16 protein-coding genes are annotated in these 18479 nt (G+C 61.8%); 10 read left to right on the forward strand and 6 right to left on the reverse strand.

Annotated elements, in window-relative coordinates:
* Positions 1-42 precede the first annotated feature (42 nt).
* The 3 genes from AC1RAC_RS00180 to fabF form a co-directional block, all read right to left on the reverse strand.
* The gene (locus tag AC1RAC_RS00180) at positions 43-2022 is read right to left on the reverse strand and encodes a peptidase U32 family protein (RefSeq protein WP_236281366.1); all 1980 of its coding nucleotides are present in this window, start codon (positions 2020-2022) and stop codon (positions 43-45) included.
* Positions 2023-2826: 804 nt separating this feature from the next.
* Positions 2827-3207 (reverse strand): RidA family protein, encoded by a 381-nt coding sequence (locus AC1RAC_RS00185; RefSeq protein ID WP_014718423.1) that lies wholly within the window; start codon positions 3205-3207, stop codon positions 2827-2829.
* 71 nt (positions 3208-3278) lie between these two features.
* Positions 3279-4547: a beta-ketoacyl-ACP synthase II gene (gene fabF / locus AC1RAC_RS00190; RefSeq protein ID WP_492615977.1), complete on the reverse strand. Its 1269-nt coding sequence runs from the start codon at positions 4545-4547 to the stop codon at positions 3279-3281.
* Between the two features lie 107 nt (positions 4548-4654).
* Between fabF and AC1RAC_RS00195 the strand changes: the two genes are divergently transcribed.
* Positions 4655-5131 (forward strand): winged helix-turn-helix transcriptional regulator, encoded by a 477-nt coding sequence (locus AC1RAC_RS00195; protein WP_034127411.1) that lies wholly within the window; start codon positions 4655-4657, stop codon positions 5129-5131.
* Between the two features lie 4 nt (positions 5132-5135).
* Here the strand turns inward: AC1RAC_RS00195 and AC1RAC_RS00200 are convergent, their stop codons facing one another.
* From AC1RAC_RS00200 to AC1RAC_RS00210, 3 genes are all read right to left on the reverse strand, one after another.
* Positions 5136-6005, reverse strand: a complete 870-nt coding sequence (locus tag AC1RAC_RS00200; RefSeq protein WP_014718426.1) for an isocitrate lyase/PEP mutase family protein — start codon at positions 6003-6005, stop codon at positions 5136-5138.
* 110 nt (positions 6006-6115) lie between these two features.
* Positions 6116-6784 (reverse strand): DUF3313 domain-containing protein, encoded by a 669-nt coding sequence (locus AC1RAC_RS00205; RefSeq protein WP_054898480.1) that lies wholly within the window; start codon positions 6782-6784, stop codon positions 6116-6118.
* Positions 6784-7095, reverse strand: a complete 312-nt coding sequence (locus tag AC1RAC_RS00210) for a hypothetical protein (RefSeq protein WP_054918920.1) — start codon at positions 7093-7095, stop codon at positions 6784-6786. Before AC1RAC_RS00210 ends, AC1RAC_RS00205 begins: the two co-directional genes overlap by 1 nt.
* Positions 7096-7259: 164 nt before the next feature.
* Between AC1RAC_RS00210 and AC1RAC_RS00215 the strand changes: the two genes are divergently transcribed.
* From AC1RAC_RS00215 to AC1RAC_RS00255, 9 genes are all read left to right on the forward strand, one after another.
* Positions 7260-7970, forward strand: a complete 711-nt coding sequence (locus AC1RAC_RS00215) for a response regulator (protein ID WP_371920461.1) — start codon at positions 7260-7262, stop codon at positions 7968-7970.
* Positions 7967-9295: an ATP-binding protein gene (locus AC1RAC_RS00220; protein WP_200583337.1), complete on the forward strand. Its 1329-nt coding sequence runs from the start codon at positions 7967-7969 to the stop codon at positions 9293-9295. The genes AC1RAC_RS00215 and AC1RAC_RS00220 overlap by 4 nt, the downstream gene beginning before the upstream one ends.
* A gap of 279 nt (positions 9296-9574) precedes the next feature.
* Positions 9575-10531, forward strand: a complete 957-nt coding sequence (locus tag AC1RAC_RS00225; protein ID WP_034127415.1) for an ABC transporter substrate-binding protein — start codon at positions 9575-9577, stop codon at positions 10529-10531.
* A 22-nt stretch (positions 10532-10553) separates the two neighbouring features.
* Entirely contained in the window at positions 10554-11885 is a 1332-nt protein-coding gene (locus tag AC1RAC_RS00230; RefSeq protein WP_492615978.1) for an LLM class flavin-dependent oxidoreductase, read from the forward strand.
* A gap of 101 nt (positions 11886-11986) precedes the next feature.
* A complete protein-coding gene (locus AC1RAC_RS00235; RefSeq protein WP_057975945.1) occupies positions 11987-12826 on the forward strand; it encodes a helix-turn-helix transcriptional regulator in 840 nt (279 codons plus the stop codon).
* A 36-nt stretch (positions 12827-12862) separates the two neighbouring features.
* Positions 12863-14245, forward strand: a complete 1383-nt coding sequence (locus AC1RAC_RS00240; RefSeq protein ID WP_200583338.1) for an aspartate aminotransferase family protein — start codon at positions 12863-12865, stop codon at positions 14243-14245.
* A gap of 146 nt (positions 14246-14391) precedes the next feature.
* Entirely contained in the window at positions 14392-15771 is a 1380-nt protein-coding gene (locus AC1RAC_RS00245) for an APC family permease (RefSeq protein WP_054918927.1), read from the forward strand.
* 153 nt (positions 15772-15924) lie between these two features.
* On the forward strand, positions 15925-17415 hold the full coding sequence (locus AC1RAC_RS00250; RefSeq protein ID WP_492615979.1) for an aldehyde dehydrogenase: 1491 nt from the start codon (positions 15925-15927) through the stop codon (positions 17413-17415).
* Positions 17416-17546: 131 nt separating this feature from the next.
* The gene (locus tag AC1RAC_RS00255) at positions 17547-18479 is read left to right on the forward strand and encodes a cupin (protein ID WP_492615980.1); all 933 of its coding nucleotides are present in this window, start codon (positions 17547-17549) and stop codon (positions 18477-18479) included.

The following is an 18479-nucleotide window of genomic DNA, read 5'->3' on the forward strand; positions in this document are numbered from 1 at the left end:
TCTCTCGTTCTTCGCGAGCAAGCTCGCTCCTACAGGTGAGGGTTAGTGCGTGCCCTGGTAGATAAGGTTTTCCGGGTTGAAATGCTCCACCGCACTGCCAGGCTGCGGCAGACCGAGGATATGCCCCTTGATCTTGCCCACCACATGCATTTCGCAGGGTTTGCAGTCGAACTTCAGGGTCAGCACTTCGTCACCGTGGATCAATTGCATGGGTGCCACCTTGGTCTTCACTCCGGTCACGCCCTTGGCCTGTTTAGGGCACAGGTTGAACGAGAAACGCAGGCAGTGCTTGGTGATCATCACCGGCACTTCGCCGGTTTCTTCGTGGGCTTCGAAGGCCGCATCGATCAGCTTCACGCCGTGACGGTGGTAGAAGTCCCGGGCCTTCTGGTTGTAGACGTTGGCCAGGAACGACAAGTGCGCCTCGGGATACACCGGCGGCGGCGAAGTTTCAGCCTTGCGCCCACCCCGCGGATGTGCGGCGACGCGTGCGGCGGTCAGTGCTTCGATCACTTCACGGCGTAACGCCTTGAGCTGCGAGTTGGGGATGAAGAACGCTTGCGGCGCATCCAGTTCGATACGGGTGGCGTGGTACTCGGTGGTGCCGAGCTGGCCGAGCAGGTCGCGCAGGGTGTCCAGCGCCTGTTCCGGTTTGTTGGCCACGCCAAACGGGCCGGGCAGGGTGACACTGGCGCTGATGCCTTCCTCGCTGGTCGCGGTGATTTGCAGCTGCTCTTCACGCAGGCTCGCGACCCATGACAAACCGATACGGCGCTCGGCCGAGGTCTTGAGCAGGGCCTGTTGCCAGTTGTGGTCCAGGTTGCGATTGAGCGGGTGATGCGGGCGCAGCTGGTGCAAGCCGGCGGGCATTTCGTTGGGCTCGACGCGGTAGCGGTAGCGCTTCTCACCGTCTTCCTCGAACTCCCCCTTGGGCTCGGCGATATTGGCGCGAAAACCCACCACTTCACGCTTGATCAGCACATTGAGGCCGTCGCCGTTGGACAGTGGCTCATGGGTGACCACCTGCAAGTCGCGCTTGCCGGCTTTTTCCACGGTGCCCACGGGCAGGCCGGTAAAGGTCGGGGTGTCAAAGGCACCGATGTCGATCTTGCGGTCGCTGACAAAGTAATCGGTGCTGCCACGGTGGAAGGTTTTTTCCGGGTCGGGCAGGAAGAAGTGCGCGGTACGGCCGCTGGAAGCGCGGGCCAGGTCCGGGCGGTCTTCGAGGATCTCGTCGAGGCGCTGACGGTAGTAGGCGGTGATGTTCTTCACATAACCCATGTCCTTGTAGCGGCCTTCGATCTTGAACGAACGCACGCCCGCTTCGACCAGGGCACGCAGGTTGGCGCTCTGGTTGTTGTCTTTCATCGACAGCAGATGCTTTTCAAAGGCCACCACGCGGCCCTGGTCATCTTTCAGGGTGTAGGGCAGGCGGCAGGCCTGGGAGCAGTCGCCACGGTTGGCGCTGCGGCCATTTTGCGCGTGGGAGATATTGCACTGCCCGGAGAACGCTACGCACAGGGCGCCGTGGATAAAGAACTCGATGGCGGCATCGGTCTCGTCGGCAATGGCGCGGATCTCTTGCAGGTTCAGCTCGCGGGCCAGTACCAACTGCGAGAAACCGGCCTGGTCGAGAAACCTGGCCCGGCCCAGGGTGCGGATGTCGGTCTGGGTGCTGGCGTGCAGCTCGATCGGCGGAATATCCAGCTCCATCACGCCCAGGTCTTGCACGATCAACGCATCCACACCGGCATCGTAGAGCTGATGGATCAGCTTGCGCGCAGGTTCTAGCTCGTTGTCATGCAGGATGGTGTTGATGGTGGTGAAGACGCGGGCGTGGTAACGGCGGGCGAATTCCACCAGTTGAGCGATATCGCTCACCTCGTTACACGCATTATGGCGGGCGCCGAAGCTCGGCCCGCCGATATAAACGGCGTCGGCGCCGTGCAGGATAGCCTCGCGCGCAATGGCGACATCGCGGGCAGGGCTGAGCAATTCCAGGTGATGCTTGGGCAAGGACATAGTTTTTTTAGTCAGGCTTGTCACGGTCGAGGCGCGCATTGTAGCCGTGAAATGCCTGGGCGGCATCTACCGCAGGGCTGTCGGCCCTAATGCAAGCCCGTTAAGCGAACGCATTACTCAACGCAACGAAGACCCAATGTGTGAGCTGGCTTGCCTGCGAAGACGGCCTGACAGCCGACCTCTATCGACCTGATGCCTCGCGTTCCAAATGTGGGAGCTGGCTTGCCTGCGAAGACGGCCTGACAGCCGACCTCTATCGACCTGATGCCCCGCGTTCCAAATGTGGGAGCTGGCTTGCCTGCGATGACGACCTGACAGGCGACACTGTTATACCGAGTACATATCCATTCCTGCGGTAACGGCCACCTTGGGTTCCGCCCTGACGGCGGCTCACTTTTGAAAAGCCGGAATGCCGGCCCAGGCAAAAGTAAGCAAAACGCTCTTGCCCCACCACTCGGCACCTCGCCCAGGCTCGGTGTGCCCGTAATCCGCCAGTGATTTGGGGGGCCGCCGCCACGCGCCATCCATGGCGCGGGGCGGCTAAACCGGCATCCCTGCCGGTTTACCCCCCAAATCCCTGTCGAATTCCGGCCAGCGTGGTTTAACGGGGCGCCTAAGATCAAGAGCAGATCAAGAGCGGCTCGCTTCGCATCGTAGTTACCGGGGGCTGCGGCGAACTGCACAGTTGTGTAGATACCTATACTGCGATGGCGATGGAACATTCACCACCGCTATCGCAGGCAAGCCCACCTCTTTGACCGCGTTCGACATTCCTATCAGATCGGCGTTAACGGCGTCACAGATTCAAGCCTTGGCAGCCATCGCCGTCACTTCCACCCGCATACCTTCCACCGCCAAGGCGGCAACGCCCACTGCCGCCCGCACTGGCCAGGGCTTGGCGAAAAAGCGCTTGTAGACCTCGTTGAACGCAGCACGGTCGGCCATGTCGGTGAGGTAGATGGTCAGGTGCATGACCCGGTCCATGGAACTGCCGGCTTTTTCCAGCGCGACTTTCAGCGCTTGCAGGGTGCACTCGCTTTGCAGGGTGATATCGCCCAGTTCCAGGCTGCCATCGGCATGGGTGGGAATCTGGGTGGAGACCAGGATGCCGTTGAAGCCGATTACGTCGGAGGAGATGGAATCGGCGTCCGGGTCAGGGGTATAGGACAGGTCGTGGTTGGCCATGGGCACCTCGTGTTGGCAGGAACAGAAAGGCGCCATGGTCGGTGAAATTCACTCCAGGGGCAAACCCCGGCTTATGTCCAGCGTCGGAACAGCACGCTGGCGTTCACGCCGCCAAAGCCGAAGCCATTGGACAGCGCATATTCAATCGGCATGGGACGCGCCTCATCGCGCACCATGTCCAGGCCGTCGGCGAGGGCGTCCGGGTTTTCCAGGTTGAGTGTCATTGGCGCGATCTGGTCACGCAGGGCAAGCACGGTGAAGACGGCTTCGATGCCCCCCGCAGCACCGAGCAAGTGGCCGGTGGCGGATTTTGTCGAGCTGATCGCCGGGCTACCGCCAGTACCGAATAGCGTCCTGATCGCCGCCAGCTCGCCTTTGTCTCCCACCGGTGTGGAGGTCGCGTGGGCATTCAGGTACTGCACCTGCGACGCCTCGATGCCCGCCTGGCGCAACGCTTGAGTCATTGCCCGGCGCGCACCGTCACCGTCTTCAGGCCCTGCGGTCATGTGATAGGCGTCTGCACTGGTGCCATAGCCCACCAGTTCGGCAATCGGCTGCGCGCCCCGCGCCAGGGCATGTTCGAGTTCTTCAATTACCAGAATGCCGGCGCCTTCGCCCATCACAAAGCCGTCGCGCGCCTGATCGAAGGGTCGCGAAGCGCGCTGCGGGGTGGCATTGAAATCGCTGGACAGCGCTCGCGCTGCGGCGAATCCGGCAAGGCTGACGCGATGAATCGCCGCTTCGGCACCGCCGCATACCGCGACGTCGACTTCCCCGGCGCGAATCATTCGCGCTGCGTCGCCGATAGCCTGAACCCCGGCGGCACACGCGGTTACTGGCGCACCCAGCGGGCCTTTCAAGCCATAGTTGATCGACACATGCCCGGCGGCCATGTTGCTCAGAAACGATGGAATGGTGAAGGGCGACAAACGACGCGGGCCCTTGCTGTCGGTGGTGCGCACCGCATCGGCAATGGCCGGGAAACCGCCGACGCCGGAGGCGATGATGGTTGCCGTGCGTTCCTGCTCCTCGGGTGTTCTGGGGGCCCAATTGGCCTGCTTCAGGGCTTCATCCGCCGCCGCCAGGGCAAACAGGATAAAGCGGTCCATCTTGCGCTGTTCCTTGGCTGCCAACAGTCGATCAGGATCAAAACCGGCTTCGGGGTCTTGCAACACACTCTGCACCTGGCCGCCGATGCTGACCGCCAGATCACCGATCAACTCTTGCGGCAACCGGCGGATGCCCGACTGCCCGTCCAGCAAGCGCTGCCAAGTGGATTCCACGCTCGACCCCAGCGGCGTCAGCGCGCCCATGCCCGTCACGACGATACGTTTACTCATGCTCAATCGACTCCTGTTGCTTGAAGGGTACACAGCGTATGGACGTCACTATCATCATGAAAGTAACATGGAGTCATACAAGTTTGTACTCGCACACAGGAATACTTATGCAGCGCAAATCCCTCATCAGTGCCGAATGCCCCATCGCCCGTAGCCTTGAACGGGTAGGGGAGTGGTGGAGCATGCTGATCATGCGCGACGCCTTGCACGGCTTGCGCCGTTTTGACGAGTTCTCGCGCAGCCTGGGCATCGCGCCCAACATGCTGACGCGCCGCCTTAATGGCTTGGTAGACGCGGGGATGCTGGAGCGCCGCGCCTACAGCGAGCGGCCGCCACGGTACGAATACGTGCCGACGGCCAGAGGCGAAGACTTTCGTATGGTGCTGATGGCGTTGGTGGCGTGGGGCAATCGGCATTACGCCGAGGAGGGCATCAGTGTCGAGGTGGTGGAACGCGAGACGGGCCGGCCGGTGCAGCCGATGATGGCGACGGAGGAAGGTGCGTGGGTGGCGATGGATCAGTGCGTGGTACAGCCCGGCCCGGCCGCCAGCGCAGGGATGCGCCAACGGCTGAGCCGTGAGTGATTGATTACTCTTTTACATCCATGAACTCTTCGGCCCACGCCACATAGCTCTCAGGCAAGGTGTAGGTGTGGGTCAATTCCGTCGCACTGAGGTTCGAGGTGCTGTGGGTCAGCTGACGCTGGGCACGCAGGCTGTCGTAAGTGGCCTTGATCGCGGCGAAGTAGGCGCCATGCCCGGCCACCACGATGCGTACGCCCAGGCTGGCCAGGCGCTCGCTGTCGTGCAGTTGTGGGTTGCCGTAGGTCACCAGCATCAGCGGAACGCTGAGGTTCTCCGCGATTTGCTCCAGGTGGTCGAAGTCCTTGACGCCGACCATGCAGATGCCGTCAGCACCGGCCTTTTCGTAGGCCTTGGTCCGCGCAATCACGTCGCTGGTGGGCAGCACGCCGGCGTTGGTGCGCGCAATGATCGACAGCGCCGGGTCGACACGCGCCTCCAGCGCGGCCTTGACCTTGCCGATGCCTTCTTCGACGGAAATCAGGTCCGTGGATTTACGCCCGAATTGCGCAGGCAAGAGGGTGTCTTCGATGGTCAGCGCCGCGACGCCGGCGCGTTCCAGCTCTTCCACGGTGCGCATTACATTCAGGGCGTTGCCGTAGCCATGGTCGGCATCGGCGATGAAGGGCAACTGGGCCACACGGCCGATGCGGGTGGCTTGCTCGACGAACTCACTCAGGGTAATCAACGCAAAATCGGGGGCCGCCAGCACCTGCAGGGAGGCGACGGAGCCGCCCAGGATTCCCACTTCAAACCCCAGGTCGGCCGCGATGCGGGCAGACATGGGGTCGAATACGGAGGCGGTTTCAACGCACAGGGGCGTTGCCAGCAGGTCACGGAAGTTACGGCGTAGCGCTGAGTGAGAAATCTTGGGCATGGTCTTTCCTGGCTTTGGTCATCGTCAAGTGACGATCAATGTCTATTCGTGGTGCCGGGAGATTACCACGCAGATGCCCCTGTGATTATGACGTTTGAGCGCGGCGAGGGTTATCGAGCGACTGCACTGTACGACGTACCCAGGTCGCGGGCCCAGCCGTCGAGCACGTCCTTGACGTTGTCGGCCGTCATGACTTGCTTGTCATTGGCCAGGGGGGCACCGGTGCCTTTACGCACCATGGCCGCCACGACATCGCCGGTCGAACCATCTTCCAATGACAGCTCCGTGGCGATTTCACTGTCTCGATCGCGTATGCCTGTGGCGGCGCTCACGCCCGCTGCGACCAGGGTGATCGGCAGCCACTCATACAACCGCAGTCCCTGGGGGCTGGTGGCGATGCGGGTGATGGCAGGGCGTACTGTGAGGGTGTCAGGGCCAGGTTTTGAGGCCAGGTAAACGTATTTGCCAAGTTCCGAGCGCAGTACCAGGTCGTAGTAGCCGGTGACGTGGGAGAGCGTGCTTTGGGGGATCTGAGCGGTGGGTTCAACAGCCGGGAAAAACTGGCTAGGCGCCAGGTAGACCTGCTTGTAGCGGCCGCGCTTCAAGGCCGGGCTGATCCAACTCAGTACGGTCTGGCCCGACGGGCTCTGTTGTTCTTTAAGCAGGCTGTAGTCATGAAGAAAGCCTGTATATCGCTCGGGTTCGACCTTGTTGCTGCTGCAAGCCATCAGGCTCAGGGTGGCCGCCATCAGTAGCAGGAGTGAGCATTTACGGGCCATCAATGGGTTGCCTGTTCGTTTGGAGTGTCGTGTGACGATTCGATATGCAACTGGCCATGGGTCATGATCCAGTGGATAAGGTCGGCGATGGGAATGGAGTGGGCGTACTCGACCCAGCGCCCGGCGTCGGGGCTGTAGTGTTCGAAGTAGCGACGCAGCACGATACGGTCCAGGTCCGCGTTCAGCCCCAGGCAGGATTCCTGGAACAGCATCGGGCTATCCTGAGCCGGGGAAGAGGTGCGCTGGCTCAGTACCAGTGGCCGCGCATCGCCTGCTGCTTGCTCGGTGTACCTGCTGCTCGAAACTTTCATAGGCGTCTCCTTGGGTGGAAGACGTGCAGAATGCCCGACAGGTTTTGCCCAAAGATGTCCGGGTTGTGTCCGTGGCGAAGGAATGTTGCTCGATTGAAATAAATGACCCCGGCGCCGGAATGGTTTTAGATGTCGTTCTTTTTTTGGCCTGGGAATCTGTGAACGTGAGCAGACTGCTGATCGTCGATGACGACGTGGAAGTGCTGGCATTGCTGAAGAAATTCTTCGTCCAGCACGCCTATGAAGTCGACGTGGCCGCCGACGGCGAGGCCATGTGGGCGGCCATCGCACAACAGCGGCCGGACACGATCATCCTCGACCTCATGTTGCCCGGCGAAGGCGGCCTCAGCCTCTGTCAGAAAGTGCGGGCGCAGTTCGGCATCCCTATCATCATGCTCACGGCCATGGGCGAGCTGAGCGACCGCATTGTTGGCCTGGAACTGGGCGCCGACGACTACCTGACCAAACCCTTCGCCCCACGCGAATTGCTGGCGCGCCTGCGCGCTGTGCAACGGCGTGCGGGACAGCCGGTCATCGCGGCCGACGAGCGCTCACGCCCGGTGATTGCCTTCGCCGGTTGGCATCTGGATATCACCTGTCGCGAGCTGCGTTCGCCCGAGGGCGTCATGATCCCGTTGTCCGGTGGCGAGTTCGACCTGCTGGTAGTGTTTCTTGAACACCCCCAGCGCATTCTCACCCGCGACCAGTTGATCGACCTGACCCACGGCCAGGGCCACGACGCCTTCGACCGCAGCATCGACGTGCAGGTCAGCCGGCTGCGGCGCAAGATCGAGCCCGATTGCAAGCGCCCGGACCTGATCCGCACCGTGCGCAATGGCGGCTATCTGTTCACTGCCCCGGTGACCCGCGCATGATTCGCCGCCTGCTGCGCCGCGACACCCTGAATCGGCGGATCGCCCTGACCATTCTCGCCGCGATGCTCGCCTCACTGGCCCTCAATGCCTTGTTCGTGCAGGTGGCCGGGGTGTGGGCGCGTCCGCCCATCGACCGCACGGGGTTGCTGGAGCAAATGGCCGCGACGTTGAAAGTGATCGAGGCGGCGCCTGCGCCGTTGCGCTCGCATCTGGCTGCAGCGGCCAGCGATGCGCGGTTGCAGGTGACGTGGCATACCGACCCCGTGGATTTCGGCCTGCCCAGCGGCGGCAACGTGCTACAGGCGGGCGAAGTCCCTGGGATACAGGCGTTGTTTGGCACGGGGCGCACCATTCAGGTGTACAGCCCGGACGATTGGCCCCGTGGCAGCCCCGACGCGCATTATGTCGCGCTGGTGCAGTTACTTGATGGCAGCTGGTTGTCCTTCATCCCACCCGAACGCAGTTGGGGCCTGAGCGCACCCACGCGGATTGCGGTGATCATCATCCTGGGGTTGATCGCCACCTTGCTGGTCGCCTGGGTGGCCACCCGGCAATTGGCCAAGCCGTTGCAGCGTTTCGCCAGTGCCGCCAGACGCTTCGGCGGCGATCTGCGCGCACCGCCCATCGACATCGAAGGCCCCGACGAAATACGCCAGGCCACTATCGCCTTCAACACCATGCAGGCGCAGATCCAGCACTTCATCGGCGAACGCACCCAGATGCTGGCAGCCATTTCCCATGACTTGCGCGCGCCTTTGACGCGGATACGCCTGCGCTGTGAGTTCATGGAGGATCTGGACCATCAGCACAAGCTGATTCGCGATGTCGAGGAAATGCAGTCGATGATCAACGCCGCGCTGGCGTTTTTCCGCGACGATACGGTACTGGAGCACAGCACGGCATTCGATTTGTCTGAACTGCTGCAAACCATCATCGACGACTATCGCGACCAGCAGCTGGCGGTCGACTTCCGGGGGCCGCCCCATCTGGTCTATCACGGCCGGCCATTGGCGCTTAAACGGGTGGTGGTCAACCTGCTGGAAAATGCCGCCAAGTACGCCCGGCACCCCAGCATTGCTCTGAGTGTTGACGATCAGCGGGTACGCATCGAGGTCAGCGACGAGGGCCCGGGGATTCCCGAGGCGGACCTGGAGCGTGTGTTCGACCCGTTCTTTCGTCTCGAGACCTCACGCAACCGCAATACCGGTGGGGTAGGGCTTGGGCTCTCGGCAGCGCGGGCCATTGTGCGCGAGCAGGGCGGTGAGCTGAGCCTGAGCAATCGACGTGGGTCGGGGTTGGTGGCTCGGGTTGAATTGCCGCGCTAGCGTGATGCGATATGCGCATTATTAATGAATTAGGTTATGCGTTATCAGTATTTTACATCTCGCCTTCAACACCACGAAAATAGCCCGGACACCCAAAAACCTGTGGCGAGGGAGCTTGCTCCCGCTGGGGCGCGAAGCGGCCCTGCTCTTTGTCCGGAGCATGGGGCCGCTACGCTGCCCAGCGGGAGCAAGCTCCCTCGCCACAGATAAAAGCTTTTTAAAACCGAGACCGTGCGTGCGGATCGACTTGAATGCCCCACAAGGCATCTGGAGACGAACGTGCGTTACCTCAAAACCCTGGCGGCCGGGTTGGCCGCCTCTTTGCTGTGCCTGACGGCGCAGGCGCAAACCCTGGTGGTCGGCGACCAGAGCTACAACGCGCAGGCCGTGATGGAAGCGGCGGGGGTGCTCGATGACCTGCCTTACACGCTGGACTGGAAGCAGTTCACCGCCGGGTCGCCGGTGGCCGAAGCGCTCAACGTCGGCAGCCTGGACCTGGGCCTGCTCGGGGATGCCCCGGTGTTGTTCCTGGGCGCCTTGGGTGCACCGATCAAGGTGATTGCCGTCAGCCGGCAAAATCTCGACGGCGTAGCCATCCTGGTAAAAAAAGACTCGTCGATCCACAGCCTGGCCGATCTGGCAGGCAAGCGCGCTGCGATCTGGAAAGGTTCCTGGAGCCAGCAACTGTTGCTGACCGCACTGGACAAGGCCGGGGTTGCGCGGGATTCGCTGCAATGGCGCTACCTCAGCGCCCTGGATGCCTCCCACGCGCTGGAAGGCGGTGCAGTTGACGTGATCGCCACCTGGGAACCCTACGTCACGCAACAGGAACGCCAAGGTGCGCGGGTGCTGGCAACCGCTGAAGACTTGATCCCGGCCCAGAGTTTCATTGCCGCCAACGCCAGTGCTGTCGAGGCCAAGCGTGAACCCATCAGCGACTTCCTCCAGCGCCTGAAAAAAGCCCGCGACTGGGCCCGCCAAAGCCCGGCCAACGCCAACGCGTATGCCGATGCCTGGGCCAAGCGCACCCGCGCTGATGCCGACATCGCTCGCGTCTGGTTTGCCCGCGCACGCACCACCGTCGAGCCGCTGACGCCTCAGGCGCCCATCGAGGCGCAAAAGACCGTGGACTTTTTTGCCGGCCTGGGCCTGGTCAAGTCTTACTCGGCCGCCACGTTGTTCGACCCTTCATTTGCAGCCGCCTTGCAGCCCGCCGTCGCCACCACCCAGCCCTGACCGCTTGAAGGACTACTGCGCAATGACTAAAAGACAGCTCAAACTGGGCGCCCTGACCATGGGCTGCGGTGGGCCGCGCCGCCATAACCTGTGGCTTGATCCGCAATTGCCGGCCGATGCCAGCGTCAACGTCGATTGGTACATCGAGATAGCGCGCCAGGCCGAGGCGGCGCTGTTCGACCTGCTGTTCATCGTCGACAGCCAGTTCATCACCGAAGGCTCGCCTTCCCATTACCTCAATCGCCTGGAGCCGCTGACCTTGCTGTCGGCACTGGCCGTGAGCACGCGGCATATCGGCCTGGTCGGTACGCTGACCACCTCGTATAACTCGCCCTATAACGTCGCCCGGCGCCTCGCCTCCCTGGACCTGATCAGCAAAGGCCGCGCCGGCTGGAACGTGGTGACCAGTGGCGATGCCGGTACCGCCGGCAATTACAGCCGCGACGAACATTACGACTATGCCACCCGCTACGGGCGTGCCGCCGAACACGTTCAGGTGGTGCAGGGGCTGTGGAACTCTTACGAAGACGATGCGTTTGTGCGCAACCGTGCCACTGGGCAGTTTCTCGACCCGAGCAAGCTGCACAGCCTGAATCACCAGGGCGAACACTTCTCGGTGGTGGGCCCGCTGAATATCCAGCGCTCGCCCCAAGGCCAGCCGGTGATTTTCCAGGCCGGCGACTCGGAGCAAGGCCGCGACCTGGGCGCCGCCACTGCCGATGTGATCTTCACCCACGCGGCCAGTATCGAGCAGGGCCAGGCGTTTTACCGGGATATCAAGGGCAGGGCGGCACAACGGGGGCGCGATCCGGAACAGGTACTGATCATGCCCGGTGCGGAAATTTATGTGGGCGACACCGATGCCCATGCCCGGGAAATCGAGCAGCACTACCATCAGCTCGACCACAGTTTTGCGCTGGCACTCAAGGAGTTCGGGCGCAATTTTGGCTGGCATGATTTCAGCCAATACGACCTGGATGCGCCGTTCCCGCAAGAGAGCCTGGAGGCCGCGCGCAGCAGTTTTTTCACCGCTGCCAAACGCATCGCCGACCAGGCGCGGGAGCAGGGCTTCAGCCTGCGCCAGGCCGTCGAATTTGGCCGGCAATTGCGCCCAGGCGCGTTCGTGGGCAGCGCGGCCACGGTGGCGCAGAAAATGGCGGATTGGTTCGAGGCACGGGCGGTGGACGGGTTCAATATCTACATCGGGCACCCTGGGCAATTTGATCGCTTTACTCAGGAGGTGATCCCTTTGCTGCAAGAGCGCGGTGTTTATCGCACGGCCTACGAGGGCTCGACCTTGCGCGAAAGCCTGGGCTTGGCGATTCCGAGGTTCCAGCGCACCCCCTCACCCTAAGGGGTGATTTCGATGACTTTGCGGGTGTGGGACTATCACTTCAGTCCCCGGCGCCAGTGATCTGGTGTCGCACCCAACCGTTATGACGGCGAGTCTTCGAAGTGGATAATGATCGACTGTCTTCAGCCCAGTGGTTCGAACAGATAGCCAGGGTGACCGAGAGCATCGGGCACGCGGGGTTTGCCGCCACGTTGTTCGATGCCCTGGGGTGTATCCGCCCCATTCAGGCCACGACCTTGTACCTGTACCCCCACGACGGCATGCCCAGCGCATTGTTCGAACTGGACGGGCCATGGCTGCCCCAGGGCAATGTGCGCCAGTACCTCTCCGGTTTTTACTTGCTCGACCCGTTCTACGGCGCCTGCGTGGAGGGCGCCACTTCCGGCTGCTACGACCTCGCCGATGTGGCCCCCGACCACTTTGAGCACAGCGAGTACTACCAGTCGTTTTACCGGCATTCGCACCTGGAGGATGAGCTCAACTACATCCTGCAGGCCAGCAACGGCTTGAGCCTGGCGGTGTCGCTGGCCTTTACGCAGAAGCTCGACGCGGACACCACCGAGCAATTCAAGCGCATAGCACCTTGGGTACTGGCGGTGCTGGGCAAGCACTTCGTCGGCCTGGAGACTCAGGGCGCGCGTTTCGAAAGCCTGTTGGAACAGCGTATTCACTCGGCACTCAACAACTTCGGCTCCTCGCTGCTCACCGAACGCGAATGCCGGATCACCCAGTTGATCCTGCGCGGCCACTCCACACGTTCGCTGGCCGAGCGCCTTGGGGTCTCCGAAGACACCATCAAGTCCCACCGCAAGCACATCTACAGCAAGCTCGACATCGGCACGCAATCGGAACTGTTTTCCCTGTTTATCGACTCGTTGGCCGAGGCCCAGGGCGGGCTGAGCAAAGACCCCCTCGAACGCTACATGAGCAAAGGCCGTTGACCGGCTGCATGACCACCCACAACAAGAGAAAAAGCCATGAACCTACCCTTTGAACCGCAACGCCAGACCCAGGACTACCAAGCCTCGGACGCGGCCCACCATATCCATGCCTTTGTGGATCAAAAGGCGCTGAATACCGAAGGCCCGCGCGTAATGGTTCGCGGTGAGGGCCTGTACCTGTGGGACAGCGAGGGTAAGCGTTACCTGGACGGGATGTCGGGCCTGTGGTGCACGCAGCTGGGTTATGGGCGCAAGGACCTGACGGCTGCGGCTGCTGCGCAGATGGATCAGTTGGCGTACTACAACATGTTCTTTCACACCACCCATCCGGCGGTGATCGAGCTTTCCGAGTTGCTGTTCAGCCTGTTGCCAGGGCACTACAGCCATGTGATCTACACCAACTCCGGTTCCGAAGCCAATGAGGTGCTGATCCGCACCGTACGCCGCTACTGGCAAGTGCTCGGCAAGCCGCAGAAGAAGATCATGATCGGTCGCTGGAACGGCTATCACGGCTCCACCCTGGCGGCGTCTGCCCTGGGCGGCATGAAATTCATGCATGAAATGGGCGGCTTGATCCCGGACGTCGCGCACATTGACGAGCCTTATTGGTACGCCCAGGGCGGTGACTTGACTCCGGCCGAGTTCGGGCGGCGCTGCGCCCTGCAACTGGAAGAAAAAATTCTGGAGTTGGGCGCGCAAAACGTCGCCGGTTTTATCGCTGAACCTTTCCAGGGCGCCGGCGGCATGATTTTTCCGCCAGAAAGCTACTGGCCAGAGATCCAGCGTATCTGTCGCCAATACGATGTGCTGCTGTGCGCTGATGAAGTGATTGGCGGTTTCGGTCGTACAGGTGAGTGGTTTGCCCATCAGCATTTCGGCTTCGAACCCGACACGTTGTCGATCGCCAAGGGCCTGACCTCAGGTTACCTGCCCATGGGCGGTTTGGTATTGAGCAAGCGCATGGCCGAAGCCCTGGTAGAGCGGGGCGGGGTGTTTGCTCATGGACTGACGTATTCCGGGCACCCGGTTGCGGCGGCGGTGGCCCTGGCCAACCTCAAGGCCTTGCGTGACGAAGGGATCGTGCGCCAGGTAAAGGACGACACCGGGCCGTATTTGCACAAGCTCCTGCACGAAGTCTTTGGCAACCACCCGCTGATCGGCGAGATCCAAGGCACCGGCCTGCTGGCAGCCTTGCAGTTTGTCGAGGACAAAGGCACGCGCAAACGCTTTGCCAATGAAAACGACCTGGCCTGGCAATGCCGCACTTTTGGCTTTGAAGAAGGCGTGATCATTCGCTCGACCCTGGGCCGCATGATCATGGCGCCGGCCCTGGTAGCCAGCCGCGCGGAGCTCGATGAACTGGTCGACAAGACCCGCATTGCGGTGGACCGCACCGCACGGATCGCGGGAAAACTGTGAAGGGCTGAGCCCCCGCGTGCCGCTTCGGTTGAACAGGGTGGGCGGCCCATAGCGGCCTGCCCACCGCTCCCAATGGATGACTCATCAAAGGTGTCGATTTGATCGAACGCCGCGGCGCCCTGCATTCCACTTTCCAGGAGTCAGCAATGAATACAATAACAAACGTAGCCGATACTCCCGTCCATCAAACCCCAACCCAACCAACCTCATCGCGCCGCTTTCGACAACCCCTGGGCCTTGTCGGGCTTGTACTGTTCGGGCTGGCGTATATGGTGCCGCTGGCGGTGTTCACCACGTACGGTCTGGTGACCCAAATGACCAAGGGGCACCTGCCCACCGCCTACCTGTTGACCCTGGCTGCCATGCTGCTGACGGCCTACAGCTATGGGTGCATGGTCAAGGCGCACCCGTATTCGGGCTCGGTCTACACCTATACGCGCAAGGCGTTTGGCGCCTCCTTCGGCTTTATCGCCGGCTGGACCTTGCTGCTGGACTACATCTTCCTGCCGCTGCTCAGCTATTTGCTGATCGGCATCTACTTGTCCGAATACTTTCCTACCGTGCCCACCGCGGTATGGGTATTGGGCTCCATTGCCCTGGTGACGGCGCTGAATCTAGTGGGTATCGAGTCGATTACCCGGGTCAATTGGGTGCTGATCGTGGCCCAACTGGTGTTCATCGTGGTGTTCGTGGGGTCGTCGATCCACAACCTCAGCGGGCAAGCCGAGCCGGTGTCGCTGCTCAAGCCGTTTCACCATGAAGGTTTCAGCGTGCCGCTGATCATGACCGGCGCGGCGGTGCTGTGCTTGTCGTTCCTGGGGTTTGATGCCGTGTCGACCATGGCTGAGGAGACACCTGACCCGCGTCGTACCATTCCGCAGGCGATCATGGCGGTGTCGCTGATCGGTGGGTTGCTGTTTTTGGTGGTGTCGTATTGCGCCCAGATGGTCTTCCCGGAATGGAATAGTTTTGCCGATCCCGACTCGGCTTCGGTCGATGTGATGCGCCGGGTCGGCGGCGAGCTACTGGTGAGTGCGTTTACCGCCACCTATGTGGCGGGCTGTTTCGCCTCCGCGATGGTCTCCCAGGCCAGCGTGTCCCGCGTGCTGTTCGCCATGGGCCGCGACGGCGCATTGCCCAGGGTATTCGGCAAGCTGGTGACGAAAAAACGCGTGCCGGCCAACGCGATCATGCTGGTCAGCCTGTTTTCGCTGATTGCCCTGTTCATCAGCCTGGACACCGTGGCCAACATGATCAGCTTTGGCGCGCTGTTCGCGTTTTCGGCGGTGAACCTGGCCGTGATCAAGCATTACTTGGGCGACCAGAAGCTGCGCGGTACACGCAACTATCTGCTGTACGCCGCCCTGCCGGGCCTGGGGTTTCTCAGCACGCTGTGGTTGTGGACGAGCCTGTCCGGCCTGTCGTTCACCATCGGCCTGTGCTGGATGGCCCTGGGGCTGCTGTGTTTGTTCTGCGTCACGCGTGGGTTCCGGGTACGCATGCCGGAGCTGCAAATGGCCGAATGAACAGGCCCCACCTCGGTTCATCCGTAGGAGCGAGCTTGCTCGCGAAAAACGTCAACGATAACGCGTTCTTCCTGGATGAACGCGGCGCCCTTGAGTTTTTCGCGAGCAAGCTCGCTCCTACAAAAGCCTTACGGCCCAATTCAGGAGTACAGCATGTTCAACCTCGACTATTGGCAGCAACGCGCTGCCCGCCAAACCTTCATCAGCACCGCCCTGATCGACGGCCAGCCCGTAGGTGCACTCTGCGGGGCGACCTTCGACACCATCAACCCGGCGACCAACCGCTTGCTTGCGCAGGTCGCCGCCTGCGGTGCAGCGGAGGTCGACCTGGCAGTACGCTCCGCACGCCGCGCCTTTGACAACGGCCCCTGGCGGCGCATGCCTCCAGGCGAACGCAAAAAAGTCCTGATCAAACTCGCCGACCTGTTGATGACCCACCGCGAAGAACTCGCACTGCTGGACTCCCTGAACATGGGCAAGCCGGTAATGGACGCCTATAACGTCGACGTACCCGGCGCGGCCCATGTTTTCGCCTGGTACGGTGAAGCTCTGGACAAGCTCTACGATCAGGTCGCCCCGACCGCCGCCAACGCGTTGGCGACCATCACCCGCGAAGCATTGGGCGTGATTGCAGCGGTGGTGCCGTGGAATTTTCCGCTGGACATGGCCGCCTGGAAATTGGCACCCGCCTTGGCGGCAGGCAATAGCGTGGTACTCAAGCCCGCTGAGCAATCGCCGTTTTCCGCCCTGCGCCTGGCCCAACTGGCGCTCGAGTCGGGCGTCCCCGAGGGCGTGCTGAACGTGGTGCCAGGCATGGGCGAGGGCGCCGGCAAGGCACTGGGGTTGCACCCGGACGTCGATTGCCTGGTATTTACCGGTTCGACCCAAGTGGGCAAGTACTTCATGCAGTACTCCGCGCAGTCCAACCTCAAGCAGGTGTGGCTGGAGTGTGGAGGCAAGAGCCCGAACCTGGTGTTTGCAGACTGTCAGGACCTGGACCTGGCGGCGGAGAAGGCGGCCTTCGGGATATTCTTCAACCAGGGCGAGGTGTGTTCGGCGAATTCGCGCCTCTATGTGCAACGCTGCATCCACGACGAGTTCATCGAGCGCCTGATCGATAAATCCCACGCCTGGATGCCCTGCAACCCACTGAACCCCGCCAGCGCCGCCGGTGCAATTGTCGACAGCGGGCAAACCGCACGCATCATGCAAGCCATCGGGCAGGCTCGCGCAGAAGGCGCCACGCTGTTGAGCGGTGGCCAACAGTTGAACATCGAGGGTTGTTCAAACTTCATCCAGCCGACGATATTTGCCAACGTCACCGCTGACATGCGCCTGTCCCGTGATGAGGTGTTTGGCCCCGTGCTGGCGGTGAGTGCCTTCGATACCGAAGAACAGGCGATACAGCAAGCCAACGACAGCGTCTACGGCCTGGCGGCATCGGTGTGGAGTGATGACCTGAACCGTGCGCATCGCGTGGCGCGTGCCCTGAATGCTGGTACCGTGTCGGTCAACACCATTGACGCCCTGGACGTGACCGTGCCGTTTGGCGGCGGCAAACAGTCGGGGTTCGGGCGCGATTTGTCGCTGCATTCGTTTGATAAGTACACCCAGTTGAAAACCACCTGGTTCCAATTGCGTTAACTGCCCCGTTTCGCATAACTGCTGTGCCGTTACAGGCATTCATCCGCCAGTGGGCAATGCCTATAGTCCACTTAGCCCGTGCAGCGCTTCAACCGTGCTGCGCGATCCAGCCCAAGACTGAGGTGAGCCTGATGAACCGTGAATTCGACCCCGCACTGACGGATATCAACCAAGTGGACGCCGAGTACTTCGAGTACAGCAAGGCGGCGAATCCCATCAGTGCCAACCTGATTCCCCGCATTCCCTACCACAGCTTTCCGGCCTCGCTGTATGACAATGGCCCCTCCCGCGTGGTACCGCTGGACCTCAGCGACGCCTTGGGCTGCGAAGGCCCTGCGACAGGCCCCGGGCTAAGCGCGAACTTCATGCGCCTTAACCGTGGCGACACGCTGACCCTGCAACCCAACGCCACTTCCCAGGTGTTCTACGTGATTGCCGGGGAGGGTAGCGTGGTTCAGGGGGAGTATGAGATTCAATGGTCCAAGGGCTGCTTTATCGCCCTGCCGGGATTACAGCAAGCGCACTTCAGTGCCCGCGAGGATGCACGTCTTTACTATGTGCACGATGAGCCGTTGCTGCGTTACCTGGGGGTGACACCCCGCGCCGATCGCTTTGCGCCGACCCTGTACCCAGCAGCACTGGCCAACGCGAAGTTGCGTGAAGCGGCCGATGATCCCAGGGCACAGGACCGCAGCCGCATCAGCATCCTGCTGGGCAACCGTCATTTCCCGCAGACGCGCACGGTGACCCACGTGCTGTGGGCCATGTACGGGATTCTGCCGGCGGGATCGGTGCAGAAACCCCATCGGCATCAGTCGATTGCACTGGACTTCATTATTGATTGCCCCACGGGCTGTTATTCATTGGTGGGCACCGAGCTGGACGCGGATGGGCAAATTCGTAACCCGCAGCGGGTCGACTGGTCTCCCGGCCTGGCGTTTGTCACGCCACCGGGTTACTGGCATGCGCATTTTAATGAATCGGATAGCGAGGCGTTCCTGATCCCGATTCAGGATGCGGGGCTGCAAACCTACCTGCGTGCGCTGGATATCCGCTTCAGTTGA

The sequence above is a fragment of the Pseudomonas sp. GW823-FHT02F05 genome, from assembly GCF_058797315.1.

Excerpts from the sequence above, each read along its gene's own strand:
- AC1RAC_RS00180 (WP_236281366.1), bottom strand. The coding sequence starts at position 2,022 with ATGTCCTTGCCCAAGCATCACCTGGAATTGCTCAGCCCTGCCCGCGAT.
- AC1RAC_RS00230 (WP_492615978.1), top strand. The coding sequence starts at position 10,554 with ATGACTAAAAGACAGCTCAAACTGGGCGCCCTGACCATGGGCTGCGGT.
- AC1RAC_RS00250 (WP_492615979.1), top strand. The coding sequence starts at position 15,925 with ATGTTCAACCTCGACTATTGGCAGCAACGCGCTGCCCGCCAAACCTTC.
- AC1RAC_RS00205 (WP_054898480.1), bottom strand. The coding sequence starts at position 6,784 with ATGGCCCGTAAATGCTCACTCCTGCTACTGATGGCGGCCACCCTGAGC.
- AC1RAC_RS00245 (WP_054918927.1), top strand. The coding sequence starts at position 14,392 with ATGAATACAATAACAAACGTAGCCGATACTCCCGTCCATCAAACCCCA.
- AC1RAC_RS00255 (WP_492615980.1), top strand. The coding sequence starts at position 17,547 with ATGAACCGTGAATTCGACCCCGCACTGACGGATATCAACCAAGTGGAC.
- AC1RAC_RS00210 (WP_054918920.1), bottom strand. The coding sequence starts at position 7,095 with ATGAAAGTTTCGAGCAGCAGGTACACCGAGCAAGCAGCAGGCGATGCG.
- AC1RAC_RS00195 (WP_034127411.1), top strand. The coding sequence starts at position 4,655 with ATGCAGCGCAAATCCCTCATCAGTGCCGAATGCCCCATCGCCCGTAGC.
- AC1RAC_RS00240 (WP_200583338.1), top strand. The coding sequence starts at position 12,863 with ATGAACCTACCCTTTGAACCGCAACGCCAGACCCAGGACTACCAAGCC.
- AC1RAC_RS00185 (WP_014718423.1), bottom strand. The coding sequence starts at position 3,207 with ATGGCCAACCACGACCTGTCCTATACCCCTGACCCGGACGCCGATTCC.
- AC1RAC_RS00200 (WP_014718426.1), bottom strand. The coding sequence starts at position 6,005 with ATGCCCAAGATTTCTCACTCAGCGCTACGCCGTAACTTCCGTGACCTG.
- fabF (WP_492615977.1), bottom strand. The coding sequence starts at position 4,547 with ATGAGTAAACGTATCGTCGTGACGGGCATGGGCGCGCTGACGCCGCTG.
- AC1RAC_RS00220 (WP_200583337.1), top strand. The coding sequence starts at position 7,967 with ATGATTCGCCGCCTGCTGCGCCGCGACACCCTGAATCGGCGGATCGCC.